We start from the raw sequence: 11,790 nt of genomic DNA, 5'->3' as shown, positions 1-11,790 counted from the left end.
ATTTATTTACTATCTTTGCTAAAAAAAATTATGGCACGATTTAAACTTGATGAAACAGACCATCAAATTCTTGATATGCTTATTGAGAATGCAAGAACTCCGTTCACTGATATAGCCAAAGCTTTGGATATTTCGGCTGGAACGGTACATCTTCGAGTACGTAAGATGGAAGAAGCAGGTATTATACAAGGTTCGACATTAACTATTGATTATCAGAAACTTGAATATACTTTTGTTATGTACGTAGGAATTTACATTGAAAAAAATCACCAAACACAATTTGTGATGGAGCGTTTGTATAATATTCCGTACATAACTGAAGCAAGTGTAATAAGTGGTGTGTATAATATTTTCTGCAAAGTGCGCGCACGTGATACCAAACACGCTAAAGAAATTCTTTTTCAAGTAGATGATATACAAGGTGTTACACGCACAGAAAGTATGATTTCACTGGAAGAAATTATCAATGACACAAAACGCCTGATGCATACCGTTTTCAAAGAAATGAAAGACTAACAACAATTATATAAATAACAAAAAATACTAATTAAGAAAAGATATGATTTTTTACAATTTGCCTTTGTATAGCCATACTAATGGAACAGTTATGATTCTTGTGTTTGCGCTTGTTTGTTTATTACTAACATATGCAGTAGCTTCAATTATCAGCAAAAATAAAAAATAGTTTTATTTATCAATACTTTAGCAAGTGAAAAATAGTCTTGTTTTATTAATATAAAAATTTTATTTTACATAATATAAATTATAGGACAAATTAGAAATGTAAATTATTCATAACTACGGATAAATATTAATCTTTTAATTTTTAAAAAGCTGTTTTTTTCTTTTCAAAAAAATTGTATTTTTGCCAAAAAATTATTTTAAATAATGTATATAGCACAAGGACGCAATTCAAGCAGAAAATGGATGTATTGGTTTTTTCCTTCATTGTTTTTTTTAATGGTAATTTTCAATTATTTAGTAAGTTTAACTATCAAAATTGATTATAAAGAACTTATTGCCAAAACGGGCGAAATTCCTTTTTTAATTATAATGATTTCGCAATTTGCTTTTTTCTTATTTGTTTTATTTTTAATTGTAAAACTTATTCATAATCAGCGAATTACATCTTTAACTACAAGTCGAAAAAAAATTGATTTCAAGCGATTTTTCTTTGCTTTTGGTGTTTTAGGATTTTTCCTAATTACGATAACACTTATCCAGTATAGGTTTTCTCCGCAAGATTTTGTTTGGAACTTCAAGCCACTCCCCTTTTTCTCTTTGGTAATTATTTGTTTTTTGCTACTTCCGTTGCAAACAAGTTTTGAAGAATATTTTTTCAGAGGATACTTGCTACAAGGCTTGGGAATTATTTGCCAAAACAAATGGTTTCCGTTGCTTTTCACCTCTGTTATGTTCGGACTGATGCACATTGCTAATCCTGAAGTAGAAAAAATCGGTTACGGATTTTTGAGTATGTATATTGTCATTGGGCTTATTTTTGGAATTGTAACCCTGATGGACGAAGGGCTTGAATTGGCTTTGGGTATGCACGCATCAAACAATATTTTTGCAGCACTTTTAGTTACTTCTGATTGGAGTGTTATTCAAACTCCGTCTTTGTTTAAAGAAGTCTCAGAACCTGATTTTAATTTTGCTTATATCTGCATTACATTATCTGTTTTTTTACTGACTTTATTTATTTTTGCTAAAAGATACAAATGGACTAACTGGAAAGAAAAATTATTTGGCAAAATAACCTTTTCTTCACAAGGGAATAATTAAAAAACACTTTTTTTATGAACAAAATAACGTACAGAACCATTAACTCAGCTTTGAAAATCAACGGATTTTCTTGTGATTATGACCGCCTACGTATTATTGGGATTACCTATATTAAAGAAGGTTATCCGTATATGAAACAAATAGGCAATTTTTTGCTCAGTTGGCTGGACAATAAAGACTATATTGATATTAGCACCTCAGGAACTACGGGAGTTCCAAGGGCTGTTCAGATAAAAAAACAACATATGGTCAATTCGGCTTTAGCTACTGGCAAATATCTTAACCTCAAAGAAGGAAATACAGCGCTCTGTTGTCTGCCAGCTTCGTTTATTGCAGGAAGAATGATGATTGTTCGTGCCATTATTCTCGGGTTAGAAATTGATTTTATAGAACCTTCTTCTATTCCGATGAAACTAACTAACAAATCATACGATTTTGTTGCAATGACTCCTATGCAAGCCTCAAAATCGATTGAAGAATTACATCGTATCAAAAAACTTATTTTAGGAGGTTCGCCTATTAGTAATGATTTAGAAGAGAAACTACAATCTGTTGATTGTCAGGTATATGCCTCTTACGGAATGACAGAAACCGTATCACATATCGCCATTCGTAAGGTCAATAATCGCAAGAAAGAAAAGAAAACATACAAGGCAATGCCTCACGTAAGTTTTGAACAAGACAATCGTAATTGCTTGGTTATCAACTGTTTCAAAGTAAGTGATAAACCTATTATTACCAATGATGTAGTAGAACTTATTGATGAAACCGAGTTTGAATGGAAAGGACGCTATGATAATGTTATAAACTCCGGCGGATTTAAAATTTTCCCTGAAAATATTGAAACAAAACTTATAGGATATATCAAAAACAGATATTTTATTTGGCACGAAAATGACCCAATATTAGGGCAAAAAGCAGTTCTTCTGATAGAAGGCAAAGAAGACAAATACCCCAATTTGCTCGAAAAGTTACAAGAAGATAGAAAACTTTTGCGTTACGAAATTCCTAAAAACGTGTATTTCGTACCCAAATTCATTTTGACCGAAACGGGCAAAACCAAGCGAGAAGAAACTGCCAACTCAGTAATTACTTCTTAAATATGCTGAATATCAATGATTTTTACTTAAAAACCCAAAAAAATATTTAAAAAATTTGGTTGTCTGAAAATTATTCGTATCTTTGCAATATCATTTAACAAATTAAATTTAAAAAAAAGATGAAAAAATTTTTGTTTTTAGTTGCAGTAGCTCTTACAGGAGTTACCTATGCACAAACCGAAAAAGGTGGCTGGATGGCAGGTGCTGACTTAGGTCTTTCTTACACATCTACATCAACAACTGTAAAAAATGGTAGCTCTTCAAATGATTTGGGTGCTACTAATGTATTCAAATTCACTCCTAATTTGAATTACTTTGTAATTGACAACTTGGCTGTTGGTTTAGGTTTGTCTTATACCAATACAAAGAAAAAAAACACCGATGCTGTAAATGAATTTGCTGTTATGCCCAATGCTACGTATTTCTTCCCATTAGGAGGTGATTTGGCTCCGTTTGTAGGTGCTGGAGTTGGTTATGGAACTTTTTCTAATGGAAGTCAGGATTCTCAAAAAGGTAGTGGGCTTATTTTTGGAGTAAAAGGTGGGATTGCCTACTTTGTTAACTCTGGGGTTGCTCTTACAGGCTCTGTTGGGTATGACTACAAAAACTACACTAACAAAGCCGATAGTAACGCTAAATTAAATACAGGTACTTTGGGAGTAGGTATTGGAGTTGCTGTATTCTTCTAAAAAAAAATACTTTTTTATAAAAAAGCTGTCATAATTGACAGCTTTTTTTGTTTTTCCTCCCCTAACCCCTCCGAAGGAGGGGAATTGCGGTGCGTATTCCGTACCTAAAAAGTTGGGTGTAGCTTTCCATTCTGCGCCCTCTCTCCTTTGGAGAGGGCTGGGGAGAGGATTTTATATTATTTCCATTTTTACCTTAAAACCTTCGTAAGCACGTATGTTAAGTACCGTTCCATCTGCAAAAATAAGGTATTGCCCTTTTATTCCCTGCAAAGTTCCTTGATAAAAAGGTGTTTTTTGCAAATTCAAACTACTGATTTTTTTCGGATACACAAGCACCGGAAAGTTTATATATATATTAGGTTCATTTTCCAAAAAATACGATGCTACTAGGCTAGGCAAGTGTGGTTTTAAAAGTTGTTTTATATGCTGTAAATCAACAAGCTGTATATCATTGGTTAGCATTTTACGCCAGTTTGTTTTGTCTGATATATAGTTTTTAAAAGCCACTTCAGTAATGCCAGCCAAGTATCTATTGGGAACTTCAACCAAAGGTAAAGCCTCGTGAGCACCTTGATCAATCCACCGTGTGGGAATTTGCGACTTGCGAGTAACTCCTACCTTTACATTACTCGAATTAGCCAAATATACAATATGAGGTTGCAATTGCGCTTGTTTTTCGTAAGCCAAATCTCTATCTTCAATGCCTAAATGAGCTTTGCTCAGTTCGGGTTTCATAATCCAATCGCCCACTAAGGGAGATTCAAAAAAACATTTTTTACAAAACCCTTGTCTGAAAATTTCTTTTTCTTCTCCACACGAAATACATTGATAACCAATGTGTTGTATCGATATTTTTTTTTGTAAAAATGTATTTACGTGCAAGAAATCGGCTCCCAAAATCAAATAATATTGCACAGGAGCAGAAAATTCTGTCTTCATTTTTTGTAAAACACCTTCAAACATATCAATTTTTTTATTATTTTTACACTCTCAAATTTTAAGCGGTAAAATTAGTAAAAAAATGCCACTAACCATAATAAATTCGATTGCTTCTTGGTTTTTGAAAAAAAGAATTGACCAAATAGAAGAATTTGTAGAACGCCCACACGAAGTTCAAGAGCGTGTTTGTGCCAAATTGTTCGAAGCAGCACACAATACCGAATTGGGTAAATTATATGATTTTACAACCATTCGCCATTATGATGATTTTGCCAATCGCATTCCTATTTCTCGATATGAAGATTTGGAAACGATTATTGAACGCTCTCGAAAAGGTGAACAAAATCTATTTTGGAATACGCCCATCAAATGGTTTGCCAAAAGTAGCGGAACAACCAACGCTAAGAGCAAATTTATCCCTGTGAGTGAAGAAGCCTTACAACATTGCCATTACAAAGCAGGCAAAGATATGCTCTGTCTTTATTTGCATAACAACGAAAATTCAAATCTTTTCAAAGGGAAAAGCCTTCGTTTGGGCGGAAGTAAAGAATTATACGAAGAAAATGGAACTATTTTTGGCGATTTGTCAGCCATTTTGATTGATAATTTGCCTTTTTGGGCAGAATATAGTTGTACGCCTTCAAGCAAAGTTTCTCTAATGAGTGAATGGGAAACAAAAATGAAAGCCATTATAGAAGAATCTCAAAAAGAGAATGTTACAAGCCTTGCTGGTGTACCTTCGTGGATGCTCGTTTTGATAAATCAGGCATTGGAACTTACGGGTAAAGATAATTTGTTAGAGCTCTGGAAAAACTTAGAAGTTTATTTCCATGGTGGTGTCAGTTTTGTTCCTTACAAAGAACAATATAAGCGAATTATTCCTTCCGATACGTTTCAATACTACGAAATTTATAATGCTTCGGAAGGTTTTTTTGCCATTCAAGATAGAAATGCAAGCGATGAAATGCTGCTGATGTTAGATTATGGTATTTTCTACGAATTTATCCCAATGGATACTTTCGGTACGAATAAACAGAAAGTCATACCCATTTGGGAAGTTGAACAAGGCAAGAATTATGCAATGGTTATTTCAACCAATGCTGGACTATGGCGCTACCTTATCGGTGATACAATTCGCTTTACCTCTACCCGCCCCTATCGTATCAAAATTACAGGAAGAACCAAGCATTTTATCAATGTTTTTGGAGAAGAATTGATTATCGAAAATACTGAACAAGCACTCAAAAAAGCCTGTGAGCAAACCCAAAGTTCTGTTATTGAATACACATTGGCTCCTATTTTTATGGAAGGAAAAAGCAAAGGCGGACACGAATGGATTATCGAATTTTCTAAAAAACCTACTGATATTCATCTATTTACACAAGTACTTGATGATGAACTCAAAAAACTCAACTCCGATTACGAGGCTAAACGCTATAACGATATGACACTGGCTTTTCCTAAAATACATATAGCTCGAACCAATCTTTTCCACGATTGGCTCAAAGAAAATAATAAATTGGGCGGACAACACAAAGTACCTCGCTTGTCCAATAGTCGCGATTTTTTGGAAGTTTTGCTACGTATGCAGTAGGTTTTATAAATAAAGGCATAGTTTTTGATAAAATTTTGATATACCTATCATTGATTATCAAAAAACAGAAAAAATGAAACATTTATTATTTATCACAAGTTTTATATTTTGTCTGCTAATAAGTGACAAAGCAAGTGCCTGTTCCCCTATAAAACCAGATATTGCAGATTTAATTGCAGAATATAATAATGGTAACCTTAGCCTTGTTGAGGGATATTTTGTACCTTCTAAAACAGGAATTTTTACTTCCACATTTGTAGTTACTCGCTCTTCCGACGCGAATATAAAACCTGAACAAGCATATTATACTCTTGAATATGGCCCCTTTGGTAGCCAATGTGAAGATTATGAAATGGAAGTAGGTCTTGATAATAAAGAAGCCCAAAAAAACAAACTACGAGTACTTTTTGTTTATAAAGATAGAAGCAAAAACGGCAAGTTAGTAACGCCTATTTTTTGGGGAAGTGGAATTAAAATAGTAGAGCATAAACTAATAATCAAAGGAGAAAAGGAAGAATATGATTCAAAAAAAGATAAATTTATTCGTATTCGTTATCAATATTCCATTCCTTATATAGTTTTTTGGAAACAAATTTTGGAGAATAGAAAACTAAATTTTGACGATTGGAAAAAAGAAGAAATCATTGAAAAATAATCTTTGGTTTTGGTATGTTTTTAAAGTATATGTAGAGACACAATATTGCACCTGTACGTTTTATATGGAAAAAGATAATGGAACTAAAAAAGCTATCTCACAACAGAGACAGCTTCACTTAGTTTAATTCATAATTTTTTTACGGTGCAAAAATAACATTTTTTTTTGATATTACAAACTTTTTATGTGTTAAAATTTTATTTTTTTGTAAAAAACACTAAATATTATACAAATTGTATTTGTTTGATTTTATAATTTTTGTTGTATCATATATTCTTTGAGAAGATTTTCAAGTTCTGAGGAGGCTTCAACCAAAGGCAAACGAACAAAATTGGAAGTAATATTTTTTAGTTTCAGTAACGATTTAATTCCTACAGGATTTCCTTCTTTGAAAATTAAATCAAATCCATTTAATAATTTGTATTGAAAAACTAGTGCTTTATCAATATTATGATGTAACCCCTCACGAATCATTTGAGAGAAATCATAAGGTAAGCCTTGTCCAATGACTGAAATAACGCCATCTCCGCCCATTAGAACTGTTGGGAGTGCTGTGCAATCATCACCTGAAATTACAAGAAAATTCTGGGGTTTTCGTTGTATTATCTGCATAATCTGTACGATATTCCCCGAAGCCTCTTTTATTCCTATAATATTTGGGCAATCATAAGCCAAACGAAGTGTCGTTTCAGCAGTAATGTTAGAGCCTGTACGCCCAGGCACATTATAAAGCAGTATATCATGTGATGTACTTTGAGCAATCGCTTTGAAGTGCTGATAAATTCCCTCTTGCGAAGGCTTATTATAATAAGGAGAAACCGAAAGAATGGCACTATAAAGAGTCAAATCGGTTTGAGCTATTTCGTCAATAATAGCCTGCGTGTTATTTCCTCCTATGCCAAGAACCATAGGCAATCGCCCATTATTAGTTTGGGTAATTGTGCTTTTGACCAATTTTTTTTCTTCTTTGGTCAAAGTAGTTGTTTCGGCAGTTGTTCCTAATACGACTAAGTACTCAACCCCTCCTTCTATTACATAATTAACCAATTGTATAAGTGACTGTTTATCAATAGTTTTGTTCGACTGAAAAGGAGTTACAAGTGCTACTCCTGTTCCTCTTAATAATTTGTTTTTCATTGTATGGTTTGAATTACTTTTTTTACTTCTTGTACAAAAATATCTTTTTCGATTGGCTTTGAACTAATAATCAAATCGTTATATATTTCATCTATTCCATAAAAGCCAATGCGTAACTTAGCTTTGATAGACGAAGAAAGCAAAAGCAAAGGGAGTTTAGGTGTGTTAAAATAATTTATCAGGATATCATAATCAAGTTCCGAAAGTCTATCGGCGTGATAATTACGAATATTTCCCGAAAAATTGATATCTTTCCACGTAAAAACAGGTGTTCCATCTAAGTGTGTATCTAAACTTTGCTCTTTATACCCCAAAATAATATAATTTTCAGCACGAATTTCGTACGAATGAATCAAATTTTCTAAAAATTGTACATTAGAAACTTGGTCTAAATCAACAATACATGCTATTTTTTTGATATGTAATGAGCTAAAATTAGACGATTTAGAAGTGATGTTTTTCAAATTCTTACGTATTTTCCTCTGAATGATTTTGTCTTTAAAGAATTTCACAATACTAATTTTATATTGATTTATTAGCGCAAATGTAAATATTATTTCTTAATTTCGCACAATAATTTAATTCTCAATTAAGATGAAAAGAATTTTTTTTGTTGTATTTGTAACAATAAGCACTCTTATATCTTGTAAATCAAATAGATACCACATACAATCTATTGAAGGAAAACAGATAAATATCAATAAAAAAATAGCTTCTGATACCCAATTTTTGGAATATATTGCCCCATATCGTACCCATATTGAAGAAGAACTCAATACAATTTTGACATATAACCCAACAGACTTGGTTAAAGATATCCCACAACTCAATACACCTCTTAGCAACTTGATGGCAGATGCCGCTTACGAACAAGCACAACCTGTTTTTTTGGGTAGAACAGGCAAAAATATTGATTTTGCTATGTTCAACTGGGGTGGTATTCGTTCCGATTTGCCCAAAGGAAATGTAACTACACGCTCTGTTTTTAACCTGATGCCTTTTGAAAATCGACTTGTTATTATAGAAATGACAGGTGAAAAAATAATGGAATTGGCTCATTATTTGATACAAATGAAAAAATCACATCCACTTTCAAAACAAATAGAATTACATTTCGCCCAAGATACAATTATTTCTCTGAAAATCAACGGAAAAGATGTTAAGAAAGACCAACACTATTTTGTCTGTACGTCTGATTATTTAGCAAACGGAGGCGATAAAATGGATTTTTTCAAAAATCCGATTAGTTTGTTAGATATTGATTATCTTTTCAGAAATGCACTCATTGATTATTTTACAAAAATTGATACCATACAAGTTCAGTCTGATAATCGTTTTAAACAATTATAAATATATTTCTTATGAAAAGACGACTTTTTATACAAAATATAAGTACTTCGGCTTTGTTTTTAAGTCTTGGAGGTTGGTCATTTGCACAAAATAAAAAACAAGGCAAACATATCACAATATTACATACCAACGACACACACAGCCATATAGACCCATTCCCAAGTGATGACCCCAGAGTACCCAACCAAGGAGGCATAGCACGCCGTGCTGTACTTGTTGAGCAAATTCGCAAGGAAAATCCCAATACTTTATTGCTTGATGCAGGAGATATTTTCCAAGGAACGCCTTATTTTAACTACTATGGAGGCGAATTGGAAATAAAACTAATGTCTATGCTTAGATACGATGCAGCAACAATGGGAAATCACGATTTTGACAATGGTTTGGACGGATTTTTAGCGCAACTTCCACATGCCAGCTTTCCATTTATCTGCTCTAATTATGATTTTAAAAATACTATTTTGAACGGACATACGATACCCTACAAAGTTTTTGTAGTTGATGGAGTTCGTATCGGAATTTTCGGATTGGGTGTAGCACTCAAAGGCTTAGTCGATTCACGATTGTACAAAGAAACCCAATATCTTAACCCCTTGGAAATTAGCCAAGATATGGAACAAAAACTTCGATTTGAACAAAAATGCAACTTGGTAATTTGCCTTTCACATTTGGGATATGAATATAAAAACGACCAAGTTTCTGACCTTATTTTAGCTAAAAATTCCACAGAAATAGACCTGATTATTGGAGGACACACACATACTTTTTTGCCTTATCCTACAATAGTTAAAAACAAGCAAGGACGCGATATATTAGTCAATCAGGTAGGGTGCTACGGAATCAATCTTGGACGTATTGATTTTTACTTGAATACACAAATTCCTACACAGGGAGCAAGCATTGCAGTTTGAAATAAATTTAAAAATTAAAAAAATAAAGCTGTCCTGCAAAAAAGACAGCTTTATTTTAATTTTTAGTAAGCCTTAGCAAAAAGTACACGCCTGTTAGAAGGTTTCCCTGAATAAATACACACACCTTTTTCATTTTTTACATCAAGAGGAATGCAACGAATAGTTGCTTTGGTTTCTTCCTGAATAGCCGCTTCGGTTTGAGGAGTTCCGTCCCAATGTGCTGAAATAAATCCACCTTTGGTTTCCAAAACCTCCTTAAACTCTTGGTACGAATTGACTTCGGTTATATGCGTATTTCGATAAGTAAGTGCTTTTTGATAAATTGTATTTTGTATATCAACTAATAGATTTTCAATATGTTCTACAATATTTTCTCCTGAAATAGTTTCTTTGGTAAGCAAATCACGGCGTGCTACTTCAAAGGTATTATTCTCCAAATCACGTTGTCCAATAGCCAAGCGAATAGGTACTCCTTTTAATTCATATTCGTTAAACTTAAATCCAGGTTTTTGGGTATCTCTATCGTCAAACTTAACCGAAATATTACGTTTTTGCAATTCGTTTATCAAAGGTTGTATGCGTGCTCGTACAGCTTCTAATTGTTCTTTACCTTTGTATATCGGAATAATAACTACCTGAATTGGAGCTAGTTGTGGAGGAAGTACTAACCCATTATCATCACTATGTGACATAATGAGCGCTCCCATAAGCCGTGTTGAAACACCCCACGAGGTTGCCCAAACATAGTCTAATTTTCCTTCTTTATTGGCAAATTTCACATCGAAGGCTTTAGCAAAATTCTGCCCCAAAAAGTGCGAAGTTCCCGCTTGAAGTGCTTTTCCATCTTGCATTAAAGCTTCTATACAATAGGTTTCGTCTGCTCCTGCAAAGCGTTCCGTTTCGGTTTTTAAACCTTTTATTACAGGAACGGCCATATATTCTTCAGCAAATTTGGCATATACTCCAAGCATTTTCTCTGTTTCTTCAATAGCTTCTTCTTTGGTGGCGTGAGCTGTATGTCCTTCTTGCCAAAGAAACTCTGCTGTACGCAAGAAAAGACGCGTACGCATTTCCCAACGAACTACATTCGCCCATTGGTTAATCAAAATTGGTAAATCACGATATGATTGTATCCAACCTTTGTATGTATTCCATATAATAGCCTCACTGGTAGGGCGAATAATGAGTTCTTCTTCAAGTTTTGCTTCGGGATCTACCATCAATTTTCCTTTTTCCTCAGGATTATTTTTAAGACGATAATGAGTAACTACAGCACATTCTTTGGCAAAACCTTCGGCATTTTTTTCCTCAGCTTCAAAATAGCTTTTGGGAACAAATAAGGGAAAATACGCATTTTGATGTCCTGTTTCTTTGAACATTTTGTCCAAAATCTGTTGCATTTTTTCCCAAATAGCATATCCATAAGGCTTTATAACCATACAACCACGAACACCCGAATTTTCGGCAAGTTCAGTTTTTACAACTAATTCGTTGTACCATTTTGAATAATCTTCACTTCTTTTTGTTAAATTTTTACTCATATTGAAATATTTGGCATAAATATTGTACTTTTGTATTCGAATAAATACACGTGTGCAAAAGTACACAATTTAATACTAATAAAAAAAAC

12 protein-coding genes are annotated in these 11,790 nt (G+C 33.3%); 8 read left to right on the top strand and 4 right to left on the bottom strand.

All coding sequences use genetic code 11. From position 1 onward, the window contains the following. The first annotated feature begins 30 nt into the window (after nucleotides 1-30). The 4 genes from OO775_RS03965 to OO775_RS03950 all read left to right on the top strand — a co-directional run bounded on the left by OO775_RS03965 (nucleotide 31) and on the right by OO775_RS03950 (nucleotide 3,574). Nucleotides 31-516 (top strand): Lrp/AsnC family transcriptional regulator, encoded by a 486-nt coding sequence (locus OO775_RS03965; RefSeq protein ID WP_264845717.1) that lies wholly within the window; start codon nucleotides 31-33, stop codon nucleotides 514-516. A 372-nt stretch (nucleotides 517-888) separates the two neighbouring features. Continuing rightward, nucleotides 889-1,785, top strand: a complete 897-nt coding sequence (locus OO775_RS03960) for a CPBP family intramembrane glutamic endopeptidase (protein ID WP_264845716.1) — start codon at nucleotides 889-891, stop codon at nucleotides 1,783-1,785. 14 nt (nucleotides 1,786-1,799) lie between these two features. Then, nucleotides 1,800-2,885, top strand: a complete 1,086-nt coding sequence (locus tag OO775_RS03955) for an AMP-binding protein (protein WP_264845715.1) — start codon at nucleotides 1,800-1,802, stop codon at nucleotides 2,883-2,885. Nucleotides 2,886-3,004: 119 nt separating this feature from the next. Then, nucleotides 3,005-3,574, top strand: coding sequence for an outer membrane beta-barrel protein (locus OO775_RS03950; RefSeq protein WP_264845714.1), 570 nt, complete (start codon nucleotides 3,005-3,007; stop codon nucleotides 3,572-3,574). Between the two features lie 171 nt (nucleotides 3,575-3,745). Here OO775_RS03950 and OO775_RS03945 read toward each other — a convergent pair whose 3' ends face one another. Beyond that, on the bottom strand, nucleotides 3,746-4,513 hold the full coding sequence (locus tag OO775_RS03945) for a DUF2797 domain-containing protein (protein ID WP_264845713.1): 768 nt from the start codon (nucleotides 4,511-4,513) through the stop codon (nucleotides 3,746-3,748). Nucleotides 4,514-4,595: 82 nt separating this feature from the next. On the opposite strand from OO775_RS03945, the gene OO775_RS03940 reads away from it, so the two are divergent. Together OO775_RS03940 and OO775_RS03935 are read left to right on the top strand one after the other, a co-directional pair. After that, nucleotides 4,596-6,107 (top strand): GH3 auxin-responsive promoter family protein, encoded by a 1,512-nt coding sequence (locus OO775_RS03940; RefSeq protein ID WP_264845712.1) that lies wholly within the window; start codon nucleotides 4,596-4,598, stop codon nucleotides 6,105-6,107. Between the two features lie 73 nt (nucleotides 6,108-6,180). Further along, nucleotides 6,181-6,762 carry a hypothetical protein gene (locus OO775_RS03935; protein ID WP_264845711.1) on the top strand — a complete coding sequence of 194 codons (582 nt, stop codon included), beginning with the start codon at nucleotides 6,181-6,183 and terminating at the stop codon, nucleotides 6,760-6,762. Between the two features lie 249 nt (nucleotides 6,763-7,011). On the opposite strand, the gene dapA is transcribed toward OO775_RS03935, so the two are convergent. Together dapA and OO775_RS03925 are read right to left on the bottom strand one after the other, a co-directional pair. Continuing rightward, nucleotides 7,012-7,899: a 4-hydroxy-tetrahydrodipicolinate synthase gene (dapA, locus tag OO775_RS03930; protein ID WP_264845710.1), complete on the bottom strand. Its 888-nt coding sequence runs from the start codon at nucleotides 7,897-7,899 to the stop codon at nucleotides 7,012-7,014. Further along, complete coding sequence (locus OO775_RS03925) at nucleotides 7,896-8,411, bottom strand: DUF6913 domain-containing protein (RefSeq protein ID WP_264845709.1); 516 nt, start codon at nucleotides 8,409-8,411, stop codon at nucleotides 7,896-7,898. Before OO775_RS03925 ends, dapA begins: the two co-directional genes overlap by 4 nt. 82 nt (nucleotides 8,412-8,493) lie before the next feature. On the opposite strand from OO775_RS03925, the gene OO775_RS03920 reads away from it, so the two are divergent. Further along, entirely contained in the window at nucleotides 8,494-9,249 is a 756-nt protein-coding gene (locus OO775_RS03920; protein ID WP_264845708.1) for a 5'-nucleotidase C-terminal domain-containing protein, read from the top strand. 11 nt (nucleotides 9,250-9,260) lie between these two features. Next, nucleotides 9,261-10,160 carry a bifunctional metallophosphatase/5'-nucleotidase gene (locus tag OO775_RS03915; protein WP_264845707.1) on the top strand — a complete coding sequence of 300 codons (900 nt, stop codon included), beginning with the start codon at nucleotides 9,261-9,263 and terminating at the stop codon, nucleotides 10,158-10,160. A 62-nt stretch (nucleotides 10,161-10,222) separates the two neighbouring features. Here the strand turns inward: OO775_RS03915 and proS are convergent, their stop codons facing one another. Continuing rightward, nucleotides 10,223-11,701 (bottom strand): proline--tRNA ligase, encoded by a 1,479-nt coding sequence (gene proS / locus OO775_RS03910; RefSeq protein ID WP_264845706.1) that lies wholly within the window; start codon nucleotides 11,699-11,701, stop codon nucleotides 10,223-10,225. Nucleotides 11,702-11,790: the final 89 nt, after the last annotated feature.

The organism is Capnocytophaga catalasegens, from assembly GCF_026005215.1.
Lineage (GTDB): Bacteria > Bacteroidota > Bacteroidia > Flavobacteriales > Flavobacteriaceae > Capnocytophaga > Capnocytophaga catalasegens.
This window is presented reverse-complemented; position numbering and strand designations above follow the sequence as displayed.